Origin of the sequence: Pseudomonas sp. E45-MNA-CIBAN-0222 (genome assembly GCF_040310405.1) — a bacterium.
Classification (GTDB): Bacteria; Pseudomonadota; Gammaproteobacteria; order Pseudomonadales; family Pseudomonadaceae; genus Stutzerimonas; species Stutzerimonas stutzeri_AC.
On the sequence record NZ_JBEOPU010000014.1, the window covers coordinates 22,741 to 44,716 of the forward strand.

General features: G+C 60.9%; 24 protein-coding genes and 1 other RNA gene. 19 read left to right on the forward strand and 6 right to left on the reverse strand.

The features are described from left to right. The first annotated feature begins 144 nt into the window (after nt 1-144). From AAEZ08_RS18820 to AAEZ08_RS18910, 19 genes are all read left to right on the forward strand, one after another. Complete coding sequence (locus AAEZ08_RS18820; protein WP_049325965.1) at nt 145-420, forward strand: hypothetical protein; 276 nt, start codon at nt 145-147, stop codon at nt 418-420. Nucleotides 421-502: 82 nt separating this feature from the next. Then, nucleotides 503-1,369: a BRO-N domain-containing protein gene (locus AAEZ08_RS18825; RefSeq protein ID WP_500124906.1), complete on the forward strand. Its 867-nt coding sequence runs from the start codon at nt 503-505 to the stop codon at nt 1,367-1,369. Between the two features lie 120 nt (nt 1,370-1,489). Continuing rightward, nucleotides 1,490-2,308 (forward strand): hypothetical protein, encoded by an 819-nt coding sequence (locus tag AAEZ08_RS18830; protein ID WP_500124907.1) that lies wholly within the window; start codon nt 1,490-1,492, stop codon nt 2,306-2,308. Nucleotides 2,309-2,362: 54 nt separating this feature from the next. Next, a complete protein-coding gene (locus AAEZ08_RS18835) occupies nt 2,363-2,728 on the forward strand; it encodes a hypothetical protein (RefSeq protein ID WP_500124908.1) in 366 nt (121 codons plus the stop codon). A gap of 17 nt (nt 2,729-2,745) precedes the next feature. Beyond that, nucleotides 2,746-2,904 (forward strand): hypothetical protein, encoded by a 159-nt coding sequence (locus AAEZ08_RS18840; protein WP_500124909.1) that lies wholly within the window; start codon nt 2,746-2,748, stop codon nt 2,902-2,904. After that, a complete protein-coding gene (locus tag AAEZ08_RS18845) occupies nt 2,904-4,970 on the forward strand; it encodes a tape measure protein (RefSeq protein ID WP_500124910.1) in 2,067 nt (688 codons plus the stop codon). Before AAEZ08_RS18840 ends, AAEZ08_RS18845 begins: the two co-directional genes overlap by 1 nt. Beyond that, on the forward strand, nt 4,970-5,479 hold the full coding sequence (locus AAEZ08_RS18850; protein ID WP_500124911.1) for a hypothetical protein: 510 nt from the start codon (nt 4,970-4,972) through the stop codon (nt 5,477-5,479). Before AAEZ08_RS18845 ends, AAEZ08_RS18850 begins: the two co-directional genes overlap by 1 nt. Before the next feature lie 62 nt (nt 5,480-5,541). Continuing rightward, nucleotides 5,542-6,042: a hypothetical protein gene (locus tag AAEZ08_RS18855; protein ID WP_500124912.1), complete on the forward strand. Its 501-nt coding sequence runs from the start codon at nt 5,542-5,544 to the stop codon at nt 6,040-6,042. Next, entirely contained in the window at nt 6,043-7,767 is a 1,725-nt protein-coding gene (locus AAEZ08_RS18860; protein WP_500124913.1) for a hypothetical protein, read from the forward strand. A 3-nt stretch (nt 7,768-7,770) separates the two neighbouring features. Further along, nucleotides 7,771-8,229: a hypothetical protein gene (locus tag AAEZ08_RS18865; RefSeq protein ID WP_500124914.1), complete on the forward strand. Its 459-nt coding sequence runs from the start codon at nt 7,771-7,773 to the stop codon at nt 8,227-8,229. After that, nucleotides 8,229-9,755 (forward strand): hypothetical protein, encoded by a 1,527-nt coding sequence (locus AAEZ08_RS18870; protein ID WP_500124915.1) that lies wholly within the window; start codon nt 8,229-8,231, stop codon nt 9,753-9,755. Before AAEZ08_RS18865 ends, AAEZ08_RS18870 begins: the two co-directional genes overlap by 1 nt. 2 nt (nt 9,756-9,757) lie before the next feature. Next, the gene (locus tag AAEZ08_RS18875; RefSeq protein WP_500124916.1) at nt 9,758-10,675 is read left to right on the forward strand and encodes a hypothetical protein; all 918 of its coding nucleotides are present in this window, start codon (nt 9,758-9,760) and stop codon (nt 10,673-10,675) included. A 41-nt stretch (nt 10,676-10,716) separates the two neighbouring features. After that, nucleotides 10,717-11,292: a hypothetical protein gene (locus tag AAEZ08_RS18880; protein WP_500124917.1), complete on the forward strand. Its 576-nt coding sequence runs from the start codon at nt 10,717-10,719 to the stop codon at nt 11,290-11,292. Further along, nucleotides 11,289-11,570: a hypothetical protein gene (locus AAEZ08_RS18885; protein ID WP_500124918.1), complete on the forward strand. Its 282-nt coding sequence runs from the start codon at nt 11,289-11,291 to the stop codon at nt 11,568-11,570. Before AAEZ08_RS18880 ends, AAEZ08_RS18885 begins: the two co-directional genes overlap by 4 nt. A 4-nt stretch (nt 11,571-11,574) precedes the next feature. Beyond that, on the forward strand, nt 11,575-12,069 hold the full coding sequence (locus tag AAEZ08_RS18890; RefSeq protein ID WP_500124919.1) for a hypothetical protein: 495 nt from the start codon (nt 11,575-11,577) through the stop codon (nt 12,067-12,069). Between the two features lie 3 nt (nt 12,070-12,072). Next, nucleotides 12,073-13,512 carry a pyocin knob domain-containing protein gene (locus AAEZ08_RS18895; RefSeq protein ID WP_500124920.1) on the forward strand — a complete coding sequence of 480 codons (1,440 nt, stop codon included), beginning with the start codon at nt 12,073-12,075 and terminating at the stop codon, nt 13,510-13,512. Further along, nucleotides 13,509-13,841 (forward strand): fibronectin type III domain-containing protein, encoded by a 333-nt coding sequence (locus tag AAEZ08_RS18900; RefSeq protein ID WP_500124921.1) that lies wholly within the window; start codon nt 13,509-13,511, stop codon nt 13,839-13,841. Before AAEZ08_RS18895 ends, AAEZ08_RS18900 begins: the two co-directional genes overlap by 4 nt. Nucleotides 13,842-13,912: 71 nt before the next feature. Then, the gene (locus AAEZ08_RS18905; protein ID WP_500124922.1) at nt 13,913-14,392 is read left to right on the forward strand and encodes a hypothetical protein; all 480 of its coding nucleotides are present in this window, start codon (nt 13,913-13,915) and stop codon (nt 14,390-14,392) included. Next, nucleotides 14,389-14,904, forward strand: a complete 516-nt coding sequence (locus AAEZ08_RS18910) for a DUF2514 family protein (protein WP_500124923.1) — start codon at nt 14,389-14,391, stop codon at nt 14,902-14,904. Before AAEZ08_RS18905 ends, AAEZ08_RS18910 begins: the two co-directional genes overlap by 4 nt. Before the next feature lie 134 nt (nt 14,905-15,038). Here the strand turns inward: AAEZ08_RS18910 and ssrA are convergent. The 6 genes from ssrA to AAEZ08_RS18940 form a co-directional block, all read right to left on the reverse strand. Then, nucleotides 15,039-15,417: a transfer-messenger RNA gene (gene ssrA, locus AAEZ08_RS18915) on the reverse strand. 132 nt (nt 15,418-15,549) lie between these two features. Next, the gene (locus AAEZ08_RS18920) at nt 15,550-15,846 is read right to left on the reverse strand and encodes a PA2433 domain-containing protein (protein ID WP_003280841.1); all 297 of its coding nucleotides are present in this window, start codon (nt 15,844-15,846) and stop codon (nt 15,550-15,552) included. Nucleotides 15,847-16,027: 181 nt separating this feature from the next. Beyond that, a complete protein-coding gene (locus AAEZ08_RS18925; RefSeq protein WP_500124924.1) occupies nt 16,028-18,880 on the reverse strand; it encodes an FAD-binding and (Fe-S)-binding domain-containing protein in 2,853 nt (950 codons plus the stop codon). Then, a complete protein-coding gene (locus tag AAEZ08_RS18930; protein ID WP_058065529.1) occupies nt 18,877-19,548 on the reverse strand; it encodes a LutC/YkgG family protein in 672 nt (223 codons plus the stop codon). The genes AAEZ08_RS18925 and AAEZ08_RS18930 overlap by 4 nt, the downstream gene beginning before the upstream one ends. Then, nucleotides 19,545-21,005, reverse strand: a complete 1,461-nt coding sequence (locus tag AAEZ08_RS18935; protein ID WP_102821476.1) for a LutB/LldF family L-lactate oxidation iron-sulfur protein — start codon at nt 21,003-21,005, stop codon at nt 19,545-19,547. Before AAEZ08_RS18935 ends, AAEZ08_RS18930 begins: the two co-directional genes overlap by 4 nt. Then, the gene (locus AAEZ08_RS18940) at nt 21,002-21,823 is read right to left on the reverse strand and encodes a (Fe-S)-binding protein (RefSeq protein WP_003280855.1); all 822 of its coding nucleotides are present in this window, start codon (nt 21,821-21,823) and stop codon (nt 21,002-21,004) included. The genes AAEZ08_RS18935 and AAEZ08_RS18940 overlap by 4 nt, the downstream gene beginning before the upstream one ends. Nucleotides 21,824-21,976: the final 153 nt, after the last annotated feature.

Below are 21,976 nucleotides of genomic sequence, written 5' to 3' on the forward strand. Positions count from 1 at the left end.
GCTTTGGCGCGTGCGCCGTGTCCGCGCTTCATATGAAAATCATATGAAAACCATATTAACTGCCTAATAACTCCTTGCTAGTGTTTCTGCTTGGGTCTATATTTCCCCTCAGCGCCGGTACTGGCGCCCACATGGAGGGGAGTGATGACGCAAAATATATCAATATCAACATTCGAAGACCTCGTGTTTGAGGTCGAGCAGGTTCGTATCGTTGTCCGAGGAAATCCACGGGATCTCGTTCAGGATTACGGGTACGAGCGCAAAGCTGCAGGCAACACGTCGGTTACGGGCTGGCTAGAGACGCGGGTTTACCCGGCGCTCGAAGGCAAGTATTCCGTTGCGGTTGTCGATGGCAGCGGAGCGATACCGCACGGGCGAACTCATATGAGCAAGCTGCGTGGAAGCTACCTGGTCGAATAGCGGTAGGCAGAAACAAGGAAGCCCCAAGTGCTGGAACACCTGAGGCTTCGTACAACGTGAACACACTGGCAAGGATATTCACATGGACAAGTTTAACACAGCATCAGGCAATGTAATCCCGTTCAGCTTCGGAGCTCAGCCCGTCCGCGCTTTGTTGGATGACGATCAGCCATGGTTTTTCGCGAAGGACGTTTGTACCGCGCTGGCGCTGATGGACACGAACAAGGCTTTGATCGGGCTTGATGATGAAGAGAAACGCGAACACGAACAGTATTCGGGTTCGGGAAGAAAGCCTGTTCTGATCAACGAGTCAGGTCTTTACTCGCTGATCCTTCGCAGCAGGAAAGCCGAAGCCAAGCGCTTCAAGAAGTGGGTGACCGCTGAAGTGCTTCCGGCCATCCGCAAGCACGGCCGTTACTCCGACGACAGCAGAAAGATGGCAACGCTGGTGAATGATGTGATCGGCGTGTCAGGCGCAAACCTTATCGGTGGAGTGATCAGTCAGAAGGTGTCGGTGCTCCCGGTGGGAGTTCAGCGCCAGGCGCGCCACCGGATGCACTCGGTTCTCCACACTCGCTTCAACGTGCCGCGCACCGAGCTGATCCCGGCCGAAAAGCTGGACGCAGCCTGCCAGTACATTGCGGCCTACGTGCTGGAGGGGGAATGGCTCGAAAGCAGCCAAGCCAAAGGCATGCAGCTGTCGGAGCGTGAAGTGCAGGCGCTCTATCTGATGATGAGTCACTACCACTTCGCTATGGAGTGGGCGATGAAGTCCGGGATTTACGCCATTGCGCGTATGACGGATTCAAGGCCGCTGTCCAACTTCAATGAGCACTTTTCAGAGATTGGCATGGGCTTCCGCACCTTGGACGAGCGCCGTGATGAGATTTATCGCATCTACAGCCAGCGTGGAGCGGGAGGCGGCTACGCAATGCAGGCCGCGAGTTAGGTATCAGCTTCAGACAGAACCCAGCCATGTGCTGGGTTTTGGCTCTGCCGTCGTGATAGATTTCCCTCATCAATGGGAGGGAACCTTATGCAGTGCCCGAAATGCAAATATGAGCCGACGATGAGCGAGATGCAGCGCAGCCCGGATGACTGCGTGAAGTGTGGAGTCAAATTCAGCAGTTCAACCCCATCGGCGATTCCGAGGCCAGTAAGGCGAGGCGCGCTATCTGCCGTCACTGGAGTGATTGGTTTATCTATCCTGCTAGTCGTTGGCGGTTACTTCGGGCTGATTGAGTACAGAAAGCAGGCAGCTATAGACGAAGCTGGGCGTTACATGAGATCTGCAAACGGCTATGTCGCCGAAATGCTAGACGAGAAGGCTAACCGGACTACCGCTGAATTCCTTGGAAAGCTTCCCAGAAGAATACAAAGCTTAGATGACCTAAATGCACAAGTTCTGGCAATGGATGATTCTTCACTGCCAGGCCTGAAGGGGGCGACCGCTGACTATATAAGAGCGTCTCGTTCCTTTCTTTCTAGTTTCGCTGATATGCGTCGGGCAGAAATCAGCCTTTCGGTAAAGAAGGCAGGTCATGCTACCTACGAGTCTTACTCCGTCAGCCATCAAGGTCGTTCGGATCTGGCGCTTTCAGATGCGCAGATGAAAGCAGAGCTAGATGTTGCAACCGCAAGGCATGACTCTGCCAGCACGATGAGCGAAAAGATTGCGGCGCTCGGGGCTAGTGCGAAAATTCTTTCGAGATCAAAAAAAAGATTGTCATATCTGACTTCTCTTGAAGATGTAGGCGCGGCGGATCAACAATTTGAAATGGCAAAGAGACGTTTCGAGGCTGCGCGAGACGAATTGAGCACGGCTGGCCGGAAGCTGTCTGAGCTTGCCGATGAACCGATGCCGGTGCAGCCGTGGTTCGACAAGTAGCATTCATTTATTAATCAACCCGCTTCGGCGGGTTTTTTATTGCCCGGAGTTTTTATGAGTGAGTTGAAAATCCTGTTTCCTGATCCAGTCACCGTCGAGGTGATGGGGCGTGAAGTGCAGATTCTTCCCGTGAAGCTCCGCCACTTTGAGCAATACGGAAAGTCGGCTGGCAACCTGGTCGAGCTGTTCAGTCCAGCCAGCGTCCATCAGATCAACCGCTATGCCGTAACGCATGCCCGAGAGCTGCGCAAGGTGCTACTGGTAACGACCAGCCTTAAGCGCTGGCAGCTGTGGTTCCTGCCGGCGACCGTCTCGGTGCAGCTGTTCGTCGAGGTGGTGCGGGTCAATTCCAGTTTTTTCGGCGAAGCCCTGCCGGCAATGGTAAGGGCGCTGAGTGGGGCTCCGTCGTCCAGCGACTGATTGGCGCCGGCCATGCCTTGGCTGACGTGCAGGAATACAGCCTGCGGCAGATCGAGACATTCCTAGTGGCGATCGATCAGGAAGACCGTGCAGCTAACCGGGTCGCGCTGATCGCTGCGCGTGCGGCAAATGCCAAGCCCGAAGATTTCAAACGATTACTCAAGGATATTGCCTGATGGCTACGGTAAAAACTCAGCTAGTCATCGACGGCAAGAACAACTCCAAGAAGGCGTTCGATGAGGTCAATTCGCAGCTCGATACAATGAATAAGCGCCTTGCATCTTCCGGTAAAGCCTTAGTGGGCTTGTTCTCTGCAGCCTTAGTGGCGGGCGCCGCGAAAGCCTATGGCGATCTCGCCGACCAGAGCAAGCAAATGGAAGCAAGGCTGCGTCTTGCATATGGGACTCAGGAAGAGTTCAACCGGGCTATGTCAGATGTTCGCAGGATTGCTGACGAGAACGGCGCTTCATTAGAGTCGGTCACCAATTTATATACGCGCCTAACGCCAGCTCTCAAGGGAGCCGGACGTAGCCAGAGTGAGATTGGAAAGGTCACAGAGGCGGTGACCAAGGCGTTGCGCATTTCTGGCGCATCAGCTGCTGAGTCTTCCGCCGCAATCACTCAGTTTGGTCAGGCGCTGGGGGCTGGCGCCTTGCGGGGAGATGAGTTTAATAGCATTGCCGAGCAAGCGCCTCGTCTTATGCAAGCCCTTGCTGACTCCTTGGGCGTTCCAGTTGGAAAGCTACGAGAGATGGCAGCAGCAGGCCAGCTGACTGCTGAGGTAGTAACTGACGCACTGATTCAGCAGCTGCCGAAGCTATCAACAGAGGCAGAGCAGCTTGGTGACACTTTTGGGACTGCCGGGGAACGGCTTAGTAATAGCGCAATCGAGGTCGTTGGCGCATTCGACAAGATGACAGGGGCGTCAACTAAAGCTACTGGCGCAATGAATGACCTGGCTGCTGCCATGAACAAGGTTGCCACTGGCGAATTTCTAGACCTGTTCAGAGATGAAAAGCAAACAGCGGGCGGGATCAACACTGAAATATCGCTGCTGCTTTACCAGCTTCGCGAACTGAACACGCTTCGGGACAAGCTTAAAAATGCGAACTGGTTTGAGAAAATAGCTCTCAAGCTAAGAGGCGTCACCGAAGAGTCTGTGCGCGAGGGCGAGGCGTCGCTTAATGCTCAAATTGGAGCCTTGAGGAATCAACTGAGGACTCAGTTCGACGGAGCCAATGATGAGAGGAATGATGATCTCGCCTCCCGCCGAAAGTACGTTGCCGAAATAGAAAAGGAGCAGGACCGACTGGTCAAGGCGTCCGAGCAGGGCGTAAAAGCGCTGATCTCGGCAGAGAAGAAGGCCAACAGCGAGCTGGAGAAGGTGCGCAAAGCGCGCCTGGATATTGAGAAGCGATACCAAGATGCCATCGCTGGCATGAACTCTGGCGGCGAGGCTTCCTACGGGGCCGCTCAGGCGCTGAAGGTCGGCGCACGTGAGGCATTGCGTGCCGGTGACGTTGAAGGCGCCCAGGCGAAGGCCCAGGCCGCTCTGAAGATGCTGCAGGACTTGCAGGCAGCCGGTGCCAACACCTACGGCTTTGCCGGCTTCGTTGGCGAGCTGCGCGACATTGAGCTTGCCGCGAATGACATCGAGCAGAGCCGGGCAGAGCAGAAGATCGCCGACATCAAGCAGGAGATGGTCAACCTCAAGACGGCAGCTGCCGCGCTGGAGGATATGCCCGTCAGTGTGAAGATGGATGATGCCGCGTTGGCGCAAGTGCAGGCCGCCCTGGATGCCCTGGCCAAGCGCGAAATCATCGTCAAGGTTGGGGCAAAGTACGACTTCAGCCAGCCTTACACGCTGCAGGATCCAGGCCCTGCGCCGCAGAAGTTCGCCACAGGCGGTTATATCAGCGGTCCGGGAACTGGAACCAGCGACAGCATCCCGGCCTATCTGTCGAACGGCGAGTATGTGATCAACGCAGCGGCCGTGCGCAAGCTTGGCAAGCGGCATCTCGACATGCTCAACAACGGCATCCCGATCCCTCGGTTCGCCGATGGCGGCATGGTCGGGACGGTTGCGAGCTTAGATACTGCGGCATCAGGCCCGAGCCGGGGCGTCGTCAATCTCACGCTTCCTGGCGGTGAAACGTATACGATGCTTGCGGAGGCGGATCAGTTTGACCGCTTGTTAAGCAATACAGCGCGGAAGTTCGGACGCACGCATCGGGGACCCTAATGGCAAGCAGGTATCTATTTTCGGTTGAGGCAAAGCATGAGCTGGTGAAGCTCCCGCATTTCGGTCCGTTTTTAACGGCGACCGAAGCGGGTCAAGCTGTAGATCGGCTTCTAGCGAGATATGAAGAACTTTCAGTTCGTATTCATGTTTTTGAAGATGCTGGTTTGACCGGAGAAGAAATCGAAGAAAAGAACAGGCTCTGCACCGTCCAGATCGATGACGCCTGCACTGAAGGATTATATCTGTCGGTAGTGGAGCCAATTCAGGAGGTGCCCGAGTTGCCTAGCAGCCAACTTGCTGCGCAAATAGCAGCCGATAACCATATCGAGCCTCAGGACTTAGGGTTCCTCCCGAGCAGCAATGGCTATGTGTTATTGCGGGTTCACATGATTACTACTGACCTATCAAAGGCCATGACCGCCGTACGCTGGCGTCGTCGCGAGTTGGTTGGGGCTAGCAATGCACCAGAGGTCGCAGTAATGACAATGCCAGTACCTGTCGTTCCCTGACAGCAAGCCTGCCTTAATACGGCCCGCCTAGTGCGGGCTTCGTCGTTTCTGGAGCCTGAGAAATGCCACAAACACAAATCATGCTCGGCGGCGTGCCGATCATGGCGCACGCGGGTGCGCCGGAACAAAGCGAAGAGGCCATCGGCGGCAGCACCGTGCTCCGTATGAGCGATGGCGCGGCAGCCAAGATGCAGCATTGGCAGAAAACGGCCGGAACCATCACCGGCACGGGCCTGATGCCACCCGGGCTGGATGGTTTGGACTTCAGCCAGCCGCTCGAGCTGCGCAGCATGCAGGTGAGCAACATCGTCGGGCCTGGCCCGACCTTCACGCTCACCAGCACGCCACGGCCTGACCTGGCGCCGTGGGCGCACGCCTTCTTGGGAGGGCGTTGGGTGCGCACCCCGTGCGTAACCAATGAGGGCGTGGTGACCGTCACCGCCGTGGCAGGCGCTACCGATTACCAAGTGTCCTGGTTGCCCGTGTACTCGGTATTTGCCACCAAACCGGCGAAGTCGCAGTCGTCCGCGCACACCTGGTCCATCACCTGGGAAGAAACCTAAATGCTCAACGCCTCGCCACTCAACGCCGTGCCGCTGAATGGCGTAGCTGGATCGTCTGCCGAGCCGGAGTACATCGTGCGCGGCAATGCGTTCGTATGGGCGCTGCGCGTGCTGGTGGGCGGCGTGAACCTCACGTCTCAGCTGACGGGTACCGTAACGGTAGATCGGGAAGAGGGCGCAGCCGGCATCGCTGGTTTTGACCTCTACATCGCGCCTGGCACGCCTGTCGTGCCGCCTGACTGGAAAGGTCAGACGGTCACCATCGACTACATCAGCACGAAGCAGGGCGAGACGACCGAGGCGCGCAGCTATACCGGACAGATCAGCCGCGCCGATTGGAACCCTGTCAATCGGGTGCTGAGCTGCGAATGCTCGGACCAGCTGCAGCAGCGTGTCGAGGGCATGAGCATTGCGGCAATTAACGCTCTGGTCGGTGGACTCTGGTCGGAAGATTTGTTCGAGCCGGTCGAGGGCCGCAGTCATTGGGACTACGCGCAGGAGCGGCTAAGTACGCGCCCCGTGAGCCTGGACTGTTCCGCCAATGGAACGATTCGCGTCAGCAGCTGGTATGCCGGGGCGCCTAACTTCGTGTTCGGCCAGGGCACCACGCTGTATCAGCGAATCGAGCTGCAGCAGTCGGACCTTGATGCGGCCACGAACCGGGTTGAGATCGAATTCAGCTACCGTTATCAGCGGTTGTGGCAGCTTAACGAAGGCTATACCTGGACGCACATCAACGCGGGCGGCGGCATCAGCGGATTCTGTAATTGGCGGGTATGGTCCACCGATCTGCCGGACACAGAGATGATTGCCAGCGCCGTATCTGGCAGCGGGCAACAGCTACTCGGCGGTGTGGGTGGCTACAAGCTGCCGCTGTCCATGCCAAACCCATGCGGCGACGGCAACGCGTGGAGCAATACTTTCGACAACCTGTGGCTTTCGGCGCAGTTCACTGGTGCCCGCCGCTGGGTGCAGACGGTAACCGAGAGCTACAAGCTGGTCCTGGCGACGGCGGCGGGCGAGGTTGAACAGTCCCGCATCGTCCAGCGTGCCGGATACACGCTTTCCGTGGAGCGTGACATTGCCGAAACCTGGGGCAGTGATCCGATCCGCGACGGCGGTACTGGCAGCCAGGATCTCTCGGACGAGAGCCGGCGCAGCAATGCGCTGGCGACCGCGCTGCGCATTGGGCAGGTGCAGATCGTCGGCGCCCACCGCGAGACGACGCTCACCTGGGAGGTTCCGGCAAGTCTGGCCATGGGGGTTGATCTCTCGCACACACTCGAGATCAGCGATCAGGGCGTGCACGCCAGAGGCAAGTGCCGGCGCATCGTGCACCAGTTCAACCTGGCCAGCGGCGAGGCCATTACGGCGCTCAGCGTTGCGATCATGCGCGGCGGCGGTGCGAGTGACGTACTGAGTATTCCGGCCAGCCCTGACACCAGCCTGCCACCATTCGGCTCTTCGATGACTCCGTTGCTCGGCACGCAGCTGGGCGGGCGTCAGGTCGACCCGTTCACCGGCTTTTCCATCGGCCCGTACGACGAAGACCGAATGGGGTTCGCCGGCAACTACGACGCCAACGACAACATGCCGGCCGAGATATACCCGCGCCGTTTCGATATTGAGTCTCGGGAGATTGCCGCGGAGTACCGCGACGAGCGAGCGGGTACGACCGAAGCGCTGTATCGCGTAGGCATCCCTAACGATTTGCTGGAGCTATGACCCATGACCAATGAGGAACGCCGCCGCGCTTCTGGTGCGGCCATGGCATCAAGCCGGCAGGCCAGTGGCGCAGCCATGGAGGCGAGCCGTCGGGCTGGTGGAACGGCGATGGTCGAGCGCCGCACAGGCAAAAGCGTGGCCGAAGACATCCAGTCTCTCGCCGCTCCCCAGCGCCAAGCCAGATCATTGCCGCGTGTCGATCCGGTCGGTCCGCTCCCAGCCCAGCGCGGGACTGGCAACTATCAGGCGCCATCCGGCGGCGGTACTGGCGGCGGGATTGCCAGCCCGCTGACCGAGGTTCCTGAATCTCGGGCTTATTACACCGAGGCGCAGTCGCAATCGATCTATTCAAATGACTACCTTCTGAGTATGGAAGTCTTGCCGCTGAAGTCGTTGTTTATGACCGATGCCTCAGGCGCTGCCGTGCAAATGAACTTCGCCCTGCCGGTGAGGGAAGCCTGATGTTTGATTCGCCGCTTGAAGAGTCGATACCGGGCCAGGTTCTGCGCTATGGCCTCGGTTATCACGGCTTCGTCGAATTCCCAACGCTCCAATCGAAGACGTCATGCCCTGGCAATGAGGTGAAGCTGACGACCTATAACGGGCTGACGCTCTATCCGTTTCCGGCTGGCGTGACATTCCCGCGGCGAACAGGCGAGAGCGCCGTGCTGTTCCGCGATCCACGGGCAATCGATCTGCCAGGTGACGAGGAAAACGCTGCAGGCCGGGACTGGCGCCGCTACGCGGTCATCCAAACCAACGGCATCCGAACTGGATCAGGGCCAGGCGATCCGACATACAACTTCGCGCTTCACACGCCTACGCGAAACCTCTTCGTCAACGTGTCCCTGACTGTTTGCCTGGTCACAAAAACGAAGGTCGTCGCCCGTAGATCATCGCCCGTTAGTCAAGAGAGCTACCGAATAAGCGGGCCGTCGCTCGGTAACAGCGCGCTGTTTGTCGACGCGGTGCCGACGGGCGCTAGGGCGTTGTATTGCAGCCCTGGCAACTGGCTACGGCAGCTTGTTATCTCGGGGAGCTATCCGGGAATCAGCCCGGTTAGTTCTGACATTGTTCCGCAGGCTTCCGCCGACACAAGTTCTGAAAGCCGAACCGGGACATTCGCCGAGGATGTTGATACTTGGCGCTTTGGTGCGTCCGCAGAAGTCGGGATTGGCGGCACCTACTACGTTCTGGTCATCGATAACGTGAATCAGGGCGGAACTTATGGACGCACATTCAGGCTCCCGTACGCAGGCGAGACGACGACTACCCGCCGTCGCATTGTTGGTGGCTACTTCGATGGCGAGCAAATCGCTCAGCTATGGCGCGAAGATGTATTCAGCGCTGCCAGGTCGCATGACGTAACGTGGGGCGTGACGAATGAGCTTGTTACCGATGAAGGGGCGACGGTTTCGACCAGCTTCAGCTCAAGCACCACTGAGGACCGCTCTACTTCAATCGCGCTGATTCAGGATGGAATCCCGGTTACCAAGTTTGAGATCCGCACAGCGCTAAGCACAAACGTTTCCGATATCAGAAACAGTAGCCTTGGAGAATTCACCAACAACGAAAAAGTGGAAACCATCACTTCTGAAGATGATCTTCAGATAACGCTAGATGGTGTAGATCTGCTTGCGGGCTTTGCCGGGGAGTGGGTAATCATCGGTGGCGGCGGGGATGGGCTGTTCTATTTCAGCGACACCTCTGCCCCGTCTCGCACGGTGACGCAGTTGCAACTCAACGTCGGCGTTTACAGCTACTCCATGCAGCTCAAATGCCTTCGCGTGGAGATCATCTATACGCGGCGCGTATCAGACGTCGTGGTTGAGACTCGAGCCGCCTATTTCTACGGCAACGCCTGCAGCCGTGGCGCTATCGACAGCGGGGTGTTCTCTCCCGCCGGCGGCGGCACGCTTTACGGCTCGGCCGACCCACTGACTGGCGAGATACGCCGTAATTATCCATATCCTGTGACCTGGTGTTAACCATGCCTAACTTTGTAAACAACTGGCTCCGGGATATCACCCTGGAGCAAGGCGCTACGTCGTGCCCGCTGGATTTGCCAGACGGCGAATATCGCCTGACGCTGGCCGATGCAGCAGCCGGCGCAACTCAGTGGGAGATTGTCGACGCAACAGTTGCCAGCGGTGTCGCCACTTTGGTGCGTGCGCGCGAGGGCACTACGGCGCAGCTCTGGTCAATGGGAAGCGTCATCTACTGTGGGCTGACCGCGGCAACGCTTGCAGCGCTCTCTTCTGGTGGATCTGGCGGCGACAATACTGTCGTTGAAGTGATTAATAATGCAGCCCACCGCATGTTCTTCGGGCGGCCATCTGCCTCACCAAACCAGATTGGTCAGCGCTGCATCCAGATCGACCAAAATGGTACGGCTTGCGAGTGGGTTGCTCACTCGTTTAATGGCTCGTTGAAGTGGACCAGGATCGTGCTCCCCCTGGCCGATTGGGGCACGACGTTACCCGCCACTTACACGGAAACTCTTGGTGCCGCCGACCGCGCATATGCAGCCAGCAAGAGCTGGTCAGACGACGAGCCGAGCGTTACAACCCTGCAAATTCCTGCACTTGTCCCTGGCGATGTTGATGACACACTTGAACATGCCCCTATTCCATTGGTGTTTGCCAATAGAAGCTCATATACCTGGACAGTGCTGATTGATCCTGTGCTGTTTTGGGAGGCGGGCGGCTATGCCGGTATCGAGGCGGAAGGTTTCGAAGCCCTTGGCATCGCCGTCGGCCAGCAGGGTCCTGATGATAGCGTCGTCGCTCTAACGATCCCTGCCGAAAAAACGGTTTGGATCGACCTCGCCGCTACAGGAGGAACAGACCAGGAAGGCCGCTGGCTGATCTATCAGCTGCAGGTACGTCCGCTGAGCCTTTTTGCATAGTAGCGACGCAAGCACACCACATCCTCAAGCCAGGATTAATCATGCAGCCAGCAACACACGATCTGCACATCGTGCAGGGTTCGACCCTGCGCGACACCCTGCGGCTGATGCAGCCGCGCTACGAATACCGGCCGATCGCCGCCCTCGGCGGGTCGCCGCTGCGCCTCACGGTTGACCACGACTTGCCGGGTAGCTGGCTGGCCTGGGTCGAAGGCGTAAATGGCATGCAGGTAGTTAACCGATCGCCCAGGGAGCGCCCGCACCGCGTCACGGTGATCGATGAATCGACGCTGGAGATCAACGCGCTCTCCGCGTTTGGCCTGGCGCCCAGCGGCGGGCAGCTGATCTACAAACCCCCGGTAGACCTTACCGGCGCCACGGCGCGCATGCAGATTCGCGAGCAGGTCGGCGGCGCTGTTTTGCTTGAGCTGACGACCGAGAACGGCGGCCTAGCCATCACTGGCCCCGGCACACTGACGCGCACCCTGAGCGCAACTCAAACCGCCGCTCTCACATGGACTGATGGCGTTTACGACCTCGAGGTCGAGTACGCCGACGGCACCGTCCAGCGCTACCTGCAGGGGGCCGTCACCGTCAGTCGTGAGGTGACCGTATGAGCACCGTAGCGATCTGCGGCGACCCCGAGGTGCTGGTCATCGAGGCCGGCGCCGAATACGCCGTCGGCCTTGAGCCGGACGCCGAGACGGTTGTCGTCACGTCCGGCGAGCAGGGGCCGCCCGGCCCACCTGGCAAAGACGCGCCAGGCGCTGGTGACGCACCGCTGATCAGCGAAGACCCCGACAACCGCCTCACCCAGGGCAGCGACGACGGCCTATACGTCCGCGATGACCTGATTCCAGACCCGCTTGCTTATTACATCCTCGCAAAAGGCTGAATCCATGACTCTCGAAACCAAAATCATCGCTGTCGTTCAAGCCATCGGCGCAGATATCAAAGACTTGCGCACCAAGCAGGGCGACCTCACGGCGCTCAGCACTACGGCAAAGGGCAACTTGGTCGCAGCAATCAATGAGCTGTACGGCCTGCTTGGTTCGTCAGGGGCTGTCATTGACGACAACGCCGGAGACGGCGCCACGTCCGTCACCTGGTCTGCCAACAAGATATTCGACTCAATCGCCGCCGCCTCGGCTGCGCTGAAAAACGAGCTGGTAGATGGGGCCGGTGCCGCTCTCGACACGCTTAAAGAGCTGGCGGATGCGCTGAACAACGACCCGAATTTCGCTGCAACCATCGCCAGTGAGATCGCCAATCGGGTGCGCTACGACGCGCCGCAGACCCTTACCACCGCGCAGCAACTGCAGGCATGCCAGAACATCGGCGTCGGCAACCCTGAGCGCGATTTCGTCACGGACTACACCACAGCCAAGGCGTAAACCATGAGCCTACAGACCCGCATCACTGCACTTGTGCAGGCAATCGGCGCGGACATCAAGGCGCTGTATTCTGGCAAGGTTGGTACATCAGACGCCCGCCTCACCGACGCCCGTGAGTGGACGGCATCGACCGTCACCCAGGCCGAAGCTGAAGCCGGCACCGCCACGACTCGCCGCGCCTGGACCGCTCAGCGTGTGTTCCAGGCCGTCGCTGCATGGTGGGCCGCGAGCGCGATGAAGACGAAGCTGGACGGCATCGCAACCGGCGCAACGGCGAATGCCACGGATGCCCAGCTGCGGGACCGGGCCACCCACACCGGCGCTCAAGCGATCAGTACCGTCTCCGGCCTGCAAACTGCGCTTGACGGCAAGATCAACACGACCGAGCGCGGCGTGTCTGGCGGCATCCCGACCCTCGACGAGTTCGCCCGCATTCCGGCCAGCCAGTTGCCGAGCTATGTTGACGACGTGCTGGAGTATCCGACTCGCCAGGATTTCCCCGCTACCGGAGAGGGCGGAAAAATCTACATCGCCATCAACCAGGGCACTGCGGCGAACCCAACTCGCCAGTACCGCTGGACCGGCTCGGTGTACGCCGAGATCAACCCGTCACCCGGCACGACCGATGCCCTGGCCGAGGGCTCGACGAACCTCTATTTCAACGAAATCCGGGTGCGCAACACGGTGCTGATGGGGCTGAGTCTGGCTGTGTCCACGGCAGTCACGGCGGCGGATAGCGTGCTGTCGGCGTTCGGGAAGATTCAGGCTCGAATCAATCTGCTAGGCACGGCAGCGAACGCGAATACCCAGACCAGTCCAACGGATACAACGCCGGGCGCACTGATGGCGGTGGGGGCTTTTGGGGTTGGCGGCATTGCGCTTGGCGCTGGTGTTTCAGACCTAAACCAATTGGTTACGCCGGGTCGATGGCGAGACGACGGGGCGGCAATGGCTAATCGCCCACCTGGATTTATATTCGGAGAGGTTATTGTGGGTGGCTATTTGCCCGATTACGAGAGCCAGACGTACTGCACAACTTACGGCAGACGTGCATTTAGGACGCGCGCCGCTGGTGAATGGGGTGCGTGGCGCGAGATTTTTCACACCGGCAACTTCGACCCCACCACCAAGCAGGACAAGTCCACCATCGTAACCACGGCCACCAGCCGCACGCTGGCCCTGACTGATGCCTGGAACTACGTGCGGCCAGGCACCACGAGTGCCATCACGCTGACTGTTCCGACAAACGCATCCGTGGCGTTTGAGATCGGAACCGAGATCACCGTCCGCGCACTGGGCAACGTTACCCTGGCGGCGGCGAGTGGGGTCACGCTCAACGCTCCGTCCGGCGGCACGCTAAGCATGACGGCCCGAATGACTGTCACGCTCAAAAAGGTCGGCACGAACGAATGGGACGTGATCGGCCAGACGGTGGCAGCATGATGCCCGGTGTGGTGGCGGGGTTCACTCGGCCAGTGGTAGTGGTAGCCCCTTCAGCGCCTACAAACTTCGAGCAGCTCAGCGCGGGCAGAGACCCGGCGCTGTACTACATACTCGCGTGGCAGGCGCCGCAGTCTGGCAGCCCGCCGAGTGGTTACCGCGTCTACATGAAGACAGGCACCGGGAACTATGTACTGCAGGCGCAGACCGCGGCAACCTCTGTGCGCGTCGACGGTGTTTCGGACGGCGTGACGCAATACTTCTACGTCACCGCTTGGAACGGTGCAGGCGAGAGCCCGGCGTCGAACGTTCTGACGTTCTTTCCTTCCTAACCAGAAGCAGCGCAACCCCTGAAGCCCACCTAAGCCCCGCCAGTCGGGGCTTTCTCTGCCCGGAGTTTTCCATGACCCTCTCAGAACTACGGGAGCGAGCCATAGCGCCCGCTCTCGCGCTGCTGCCTGCGCGGATGTCTAGCCGAGAGGCTGAGATCATGTTGCTGGCTATCACGCAGCAGGAAGATCCGGAACAGCGGCGCCGCCAGTGGCCGACCGGTCCGGCCCGCGGCCTACTGCAGTTCGAGCAGGGCGGCGGTGTGCGTGGCGTGCTGAATCACCCGTCGAGCCGTGAACATGCCCGGCGCGTATGTGCTGCGCGCGGCGTGGCTCCGGAGCCTGCCGCCGTTTGGGCTGCGCTCGAACGTGACGACGTGCTGGCCTTCGCATTCGGCCGTCTGCTGCTATGGACCGATCCGAAGTCGCTGCCAGGCGAGCATGATGCCGCTGGCGGCTGGGATTTGTATCTGCGCACATGGCGACCCGGAAAACCTCATCCGAGCCGCTGGGCCGCCCGGTACGCCGCGGCGGTGCGGGAGGTGATGCGATGATCGCCTGGCTGAAGTTTGTGCCCAGCTGGGCCTGGTGGGTGCTGGCTCTGGCTGTTGTGGCCGGCGGGCAGCAGATCCGTGTGCTATCGGCGCAGTCTGTGGCCTCGAAGGCACAGGCAGACCTTGCCAACTACCGCACCGAAGTCAGCGAGCGCGACCGCCGCGCTGCGCTGTTCGTGATTCAGGAAAACCAGCGGCGCCAAGCCGAAACGGAGAAAGCAGATGCAGAGGCACAGGAACAACTGGTTGCAGCGCGCATTGACGCTGATCGCGCTGGCAGTGCTCTTGAGCGCCTGCAGCGGCGCCTCGCAGCAGCTGAGCAACGCAGTCGTGACGCCGGCAATGCCATCACTGCCCAGCTCAGCCAGGCAGCCGAAGACGCCGCCCGAGTGCGAGCCGACGTGTTCGGCAGGGTTGGAGAGGCTGCTCAACTCTATGCTGCTGTCGCCGACGAGCGAGGAATAGCCGGTACTGCCTGCGAGAAATCGTATGAAGCAGTGAAGGGGAATTGAGATTGCCCGGACGGGCTGAGATGGGTAGCAAAAAAGGTTGCTGAAATGTTGCTGAAACCCCGACTAACCGGGACATATTTTCAGCTACTTTCAGCAACCTTCTTCGCTAGAGCCCCCGTGTTTTGGGGCTTGTTTGGTGGAGCCGGGGGGATTTGAACCCCCGTCCGCCAGCTCTCCGCTATCGGTTCTACATGCTTAGCCAGATCTACTGAGTTAACTCCGCGCCGCCCGATTGGCAGGGTGCTTGGAGCGAGCTGTATGAGTTTTAGCCGTTACGTCTACAGCGAACTTGGCGGCGATCCTGTTCTGTCTGACAGTCATTTCGGGTTTACAGGCATCCCCTAGTGACCGCTGGAGCCGAAGCTACCAGATGAAGGTTAGGCGGCTAGCGCGTACCCTTCGTAGTTGTCGTCGTTGGCAACTATAAGTTTGCAACAGTTTATTTACGAGTTCTGTTACCAACTCGGCATGCCCCTCAAGTTTTGTTACCGGCGTCGAATCCTAATCGGCCCCTGGTGACGCTTGTGGTGCTGGACGCGAGTGTACGGCGATCTTTACGCGCTGTCGATCAGTTTGTAGCCATGCTGGTTATAAAACGTACAGCTGGCCGCGGCAGGATCGCTGGTGCGACCCCGCCGCCTTGGCTCAGTTACCGGAGCCGGAGCCTGCAGTGCCGCTGCTGCCCGAGCTGCCTGGGCCTTTAAGCTCTTGCAGGGCTTTGGTGGAGTGCGCGATGCAGGCCTCAGTGTCACCGGACTGCTGAGCCTCGCGGGCTTGTTTGACGTACTCGTCGACTTTGCTCTTGGCCGGCTCACCCAGAGTGGCGGTGTTGGTGGCCATGTTGTCGTCGATTTCCTGCAGGTTGATCTGGCACAGGTCTTGTGCGAAGACAGCCGGGCTAGCGAGCAGTACCGCGGATGCAAGCAGTGCATGAACTTTCATTGTGGGGCCTCCAGTCTTGTGGACTTCCCGGGCCTGCCTGATAACAGCTGAAGCGGCGGCGCCGAGTCGAATAGAACCCGTCACGGGCTCTAAAAATCCGACTGCGATTGCGCGTGAGCGTTCATCGAAGCGACACAAACGAAGCGGCCCCGCTCTCTTGAGCGGGGCCGTGGTGCGCGGGTTAGAGCGGCTGGGCCGCTGTTTTGCTGCGCGTGACGCGGTCTACCAGATAGACCAGTCCGTGGTAGTCGATCTGGCCATGACGGGACAGGCCGATCTCGCAGGTGCGGCTGGTGGAGATGCCTTCATCGCAGATCTGCACCGCATCTTTCAGGCTGCGCAGGGCGTGGCCGTTGAGCTCCGGGGTGGTGAAGCCTTTGTCTCCGGCGAAACCGCAGCAATGAATGCCTTCGGGCACCACAACCTCCTTGGCGCAGCGTCGAGCGATGTCGATCAGTGCCTGTGCTTCCCCAAGGTGCTGGGTGCTGCAGGTGACGTGCACGGCGATCGCCTTTTCCTGCGGGACGAAGTCCAGCTTGTCGAGCAGATGCGTGCGGATGAAGCGTACCGGGTCGTACATGTCGAGGCGCTGATCGGTCAGGCCCTGGACCAGGCGCAGCGTGCAGGGGCTGGTGTCGCAGTAGATCGGGTCGAGCCCGCCGCGACTGGCCTTGAGCAGCGCATCGAGCATCTCCTGGCGCTTGCGTTCGCCCTGTTCGGCATAGCCCTTGGAGGCGAACGGCTGGCCGCAGCACAGGTCGTTCAACTGTTCGGGGAAGATCACCTGGTAGCCGGCCTTTTCCAGCAGGCCGCGGGTCTTGTCGAGCAGCGGCTCCTGTTCCTGATCACGCGCCGCCGGGCCCATGGCACGGGAAACGCAGGCGGCCAGATAGACAACGCGCGGACGCTCATCCTGAGCGGCGGGCTGGGGCAGGTGCAGGCGCTGCAGGGGCTGCGGCATGGCCGGTGTCCATTGCGGGACGCGGCCCTTGCTGACGTTGCTCATGCTCGCGGACAGCTTGGCCAGGCGCTTGGTGCCGAGGATGATGTGCGCGCCGTTGGCGGCATGCAGCATGAAGCGGGTGCCCTGTACGGCGGTGCTGAAATGGTCGGCCAGCCAGTTGGCGGTTCCGGTTTTGCTCGCTTCACGTCCGCGCAGCTTGCGCACCAAGTCGCCGGTGTTGATGCCGACCGGGCAGCGCTGGGCACAGAGGCCGGTGGCGGCGCAGGTCTCGACGCCGTGGTAGTGGTAGAGGCGTTCGATTTCCGTGGTATCGACACCGGCGCGCTTGCGCGCCTGGATATCGCGCCAGATGACGATACGCTGGCGCGGCGTCAGGGTCAGCCCGTTGGATGGGCAGACCGGCTCGCAAAAGCCGCACTCGATGCACTTGTCGACGATCTCGTCGGCGGCGGGCATCGGCTTGAGGTTCTTCAGGTGGATGTCCGGGTCTTCGGAGAGCACCACGTCCGGATTGAGAATGCCGGTGGGGTCGAGCAGGCGCTTGATCTTCCACATCAGCGCGTAGGCTTCGCTGCCCCATTCCAGCTCGACGAAGGGCGCCATGTTGCGCCCGGTGCCGTGTTCGGCCTTGAGCGCACCGCCGAATTCGACGGCAACCAGCTGTGCCACTTCGCCCATGAAGGCTTCGTAACGGGCGACCTGCGCCGGATCATCGAAGCCCTGGGTGAAGACGAAGTGCAGATTGCCCTCCAGCGCGTGGCCGAAGAGGATCGCTTCGTCGTAGCGGTGCTTGTCGAGCAATTCGATCAGCCGGTTGACGCCCTCTGCTAGGCGCTCGACGGGGAAGGTCACGTCCTCGATGATCACCGTGGTGCCGGTCTGGCGCACGGCGCCGACCGCTGGGAAGGTGTCCTTGCGGATCTTCCACAGCTGGTTGTAGACCACCGGGTCTTCGCTGAAGTCGACCTGTTTCTCCACCGGGAAGTGCGCGATGGAGGTCATGATCAGGTTGATCTGCTCGTGCAGCAGCGACTGACTGGCGGCGCGTGATTCGATCAAGAGCGCGCAGGCGGTCGGCGACAGTTCCTTCACCCACTCGGGCATGCCGGCCTTGTGCTCGACCGAGCGCAGACTGCGGCGGTCCAGCAGCTCCACGGCCGACACCGGCTGCTGCTTGAGCACCGGTACGGCCAGGCAGCAGGTTTCCACGTCAGGGAACACCACCAGCGCGCTGGCTTTGTGCGGGTGATCCGGCACGGTGTCGTAGGTCACCGCGCTGATAAAGCCCAGCGTGCCTTCGGAGCCGACCATCAGGTGGTTGAGGATATCCAGCGGCTCGTCGTAGTCGACCAGCGCATTGAGCGAGAAACCGGTGGTGTTCTTCAGTCGGTACTTGTGGCGGATCTTCGCGGCCAGTTCGGTGTTGGCGCGGGTTTCGCGGCCCAGCTCGGCCAGCTGTTCGAGTAGCGCCGCATGGCTCTGGCGGAAGGCGGCAACGCTGGAGGCATCCTCGCTGTCGACCACGGTGCCATCGGCCAGCACGACGCGCAGGCCGGCGAGGGTTTTGTAGGTGTTCTGCGCCGTGCCGCAGCACATGCCGCTGGAGTTGTTGGCGACGATGCCGCCGATCTTGGCGGCGTTGATCGAGGCCGGATCAGGGCCAATCTTGCGCTGAAATGGCGCGAGCACGGCGTTGGCATTGGCGCCGATGACGCCGGGCTGCAGGCGGATCTGCGCGCCGCCGTTGCGAATCTCGCGGCCGTTCCAGTTGTCGCCAAGCACGATCAGCAGCGAGTCGCTGATCGCCTGGCCGGAAAGGCTGGTGCCGGCGGCACGGAAGGTCACCGGGACGCTTTCCGCATGGGCCAGCTGGAGCAGCGCAATCACCTCGGCTTCGGATTCGACGCGCACCACCAGTTTTGGAATCAGTCGGTAGAAGCTTGCATCAGTGCCGAAGGCTAGGGTGGAGAGTGGATCGTCGAAGCGACGCTCGACCGGGATCAGGTGTTCGACTTCGCGGAGGAATGCGGCTGGCAAAGGCGCGCGTTCGAGTTGCGCGGCCGCGTTCATGCGTCCTCCAGGATCAGCAGGATCAGATCCTTCGGGCCGTGGGCGCCGTAGGCCAGCACCTGTTCGATGTCGGCGGTTTTCGACGGGCCGGAGACCAGCAGCGCATTGGTCGGCATGCCGGCGGCCCACTGGAACTTCTGCTGGATTTCGTAGAAGTTGTCGTGGATTTCGCTGGCCTTGAGGATGGCGAAGTGTACCGGCGGCACCAGGCTCATCAGGCGCGGCTCCTCGCGGGTCGGCCACATGATCAGGCTGCCGGTGGAGGCGATGGCGCCGAGGGTGCCGGTGAGGCTCGCCGGGGTGTCGTTGAACAGCTCGTCCTTCCAGTCCTCGACCGGGCGGTCGTAGGCCTTCAGCGCCGGCAGGCCTTCACGGCCGGCGCAATGCGCGGTGAAGCGCTGGCCGTATGGCGTAGTTGGGGCGATCAGCAGGCTCGGCAGCTGGCGGTCGTGCAGCAGCTGCTCGAGCAGGGTGGGCCAACCGGCGTCCGTGGTCAGGTGGATCTCGGTGTGCACCGCTTCCATCAGCTGGCGCAGCCGGGCGATACGCTGCTCGGGCGCGTAGCTCCAGGGTTGGGTGACCAGCGATACGTCGTAGTCATCGACGATAGGCGTGGTGCCTTCCAGGCTCTTTTTCAGCTTGGCGAGGATATTGGCCTTGGCGCTCATCGCTTGCCCTCCAGGTGCTCGCGGGCCAGCTCGTGTAGCGAGCGGGCAGCAGGTTTCGGTGCGCTGTGGTTCTGCGTCCAGGGGCCGATGTTCGATGGCGTCAGGCCGCGCAGGCGTGTGGCGAAGAAGCCGAATACGCGGTACAGCGTCGGGCTGGTGTTGAGCAGGCGCCAGCCGGCCCACATCAGTCGTTCCTGCTTCGAGTATTTGCTGCCCTGGCCGCGCATGACCTTGTGCGGATCGTCCGGGGCCTTGACGTTCTCCTCGCGCAGGCGCCGCAGGATGGATGGAATCGGGATCTTCACCGGGCAGACCTCACCGCAGGCGCCGCACAGCGACGAGGCGCTGGGGTGGTCCGGCACCTTGTCCAGGCCAACCATGTGCGGGGTGATGATCTTGCCGATCGGACCGGGGTAAACCTCGCCGTAGGTGTGGCCGCCGACACGGGTGTACACCGGGCAATGGTTCATGCAGGCGCCGCAGCGGATGCAGTTGAGCGTCTGGCGCAGCTCGCTGTCGGCGAAGGCCTGGCTGCGGCCGTTGTCCAGCAGGATCAAATGCACTTCCTGCGGGCCGTCGAGCTCGTCGGCCTTGCGCGGGCTGGAGATCATGTTGACGTAGGTGGTGATCGGCTGGCCGAGCGCCGAGCGGGTCAGCAGCGAGAGCAGCGGGACCACGTCGCGCAGGTTCTCCACGACCTTTTCGATCCCGGTGACGGCGATATGTACTGGCGGCACGCCGGTGGACATGCGCCCGTTGCCCTCGTTTTCCACGAGCAGCAGGGTGCCGGTTTCAGCCACCGCGAAGTTCACGCCGGAGACGCCGATATCGGCCTCGAAGAACTTCTGGCGCAGGGTGCGGCGGCCGATCTGAATGAGTTGGTCGACGTCCTTGGTGTACTCCACGCCGAGTTTCTCGTGGAACAGGGACGCGACCTGGCCGGCGTTCTTGTGGATTGCCGGCATGATGATATGGGAAGGCTTTTCGTGGTCGAGCTGGACGATGTACTCGCCCATGTCCGATTCCAGGCATTCGATGCCATGGCCTTCGAGGAAATGGTTCATCTCCATCTCTTCGCTGACCATCGATTTGCCCTTGATCACCTGCTTCGCCTCGTGGGCGCGGGCGATCTCGAGGACGATGTTGTTCGCCTCTTCAACCGTCTCCGCCCAGTGCACTTTCACACCGTTGCGGGTCAGGTTGGTTTCCAGCCGCTCGAGCAGTTCGGGCAGCTTGGACAGTGCGCGGGCGCGGATACGGTTGCCCATCTCGCGCAGCCGCTCGCGTTCGTCGGCATCGCTGAAGGCCACGGCGCGCTTGCTCATCAGCGAATCCATGGCGGTGCGGAAGTTGCGTCGCAGCTGGTCGTCCTTCAGGGATTTGCGGGCACGGGCGCGGAAATCCGGGTCACCGGCGTTCTCGATCTGTATCGCGGGAATACGTTGTTCGGCGTTCATCGGGCACCTCCGGTGCGTTGCCAGAGGAAGGTCGCCAGATGCTGACCGCGCAGGGCTTCCCGCTGTTTCTCCAGCGAACCGTTGATGTTCATCAGGCAGCCACAGTCGGCGCTGACTACCTGATGCGCGCCGGATTCCTTCAGTGCGCGGGTCTTGTCCAGCACCATGGCGCCGGAGATGTCCGGCATGCGTACGCTGAAGGTGCCGCCGAAGCCGCAGCATTCGCTTTCGTGGTCGTGCTCGACGCGCTCGACCTGGCCCAGCTGCGCAAGCAGGGCGCGGCCGTGCAGGTGGGTGTTCATTTCGCGGCGGGCCGAGCAGGAGGTATGCAGGGCAACCTTGGTCGGCGTGCCGGCGTCCTTCAATTCGACCTTGCAGACGTTGAGCAGGAACTCGGCCAGCTCGAAGGTGCGCTCGGCCAGCGCTTGCGCCTTCTTGAGGGTCTGCGGCTCATCCTTGAACAGGTCGAGATAATGGTGGCGCAGCATGCCGGCGCAGGAACCGGACGGGACGACCACCGGCCAGTCGTTGGCGAACAGATCCAGCTGCGCCCGTGCGACCTTGCGTGCCTCGTCGGTGTAGCCGGTCGTGTAGGCCGGCTGGCCGCAACAGGTCTGGCCCTGCGGGAAGTGCACGGTCAGGCCTTCGCGTTCGAGCAGGCGGATGGCATCCAGGCCGGCCTCGGGATAGAACAGGTCGACCACGCAGGTACCGAATAGATAAACCTGGCTCGGCTTGGCGGGGTATTCGCGCGGCTTTGGCAGCGGCGGCGCCACGCGGGTAGCGTTCGGCGCAGCATCGTAGAAGAGTTCGCTCATCGGCTTGGTCTCCGGGTTAGCCCGGTTATCCGCAAACAGGCTTTTGAAAAACTATCTGCGTTGGCATACGTCGTTAAAAGCAGCCTCAGAATGCTCATTTAGAAAACTAAACTCGCTTTTTCGGCTGTTTTTGCCTCGTCGTGCCCGCCTCGC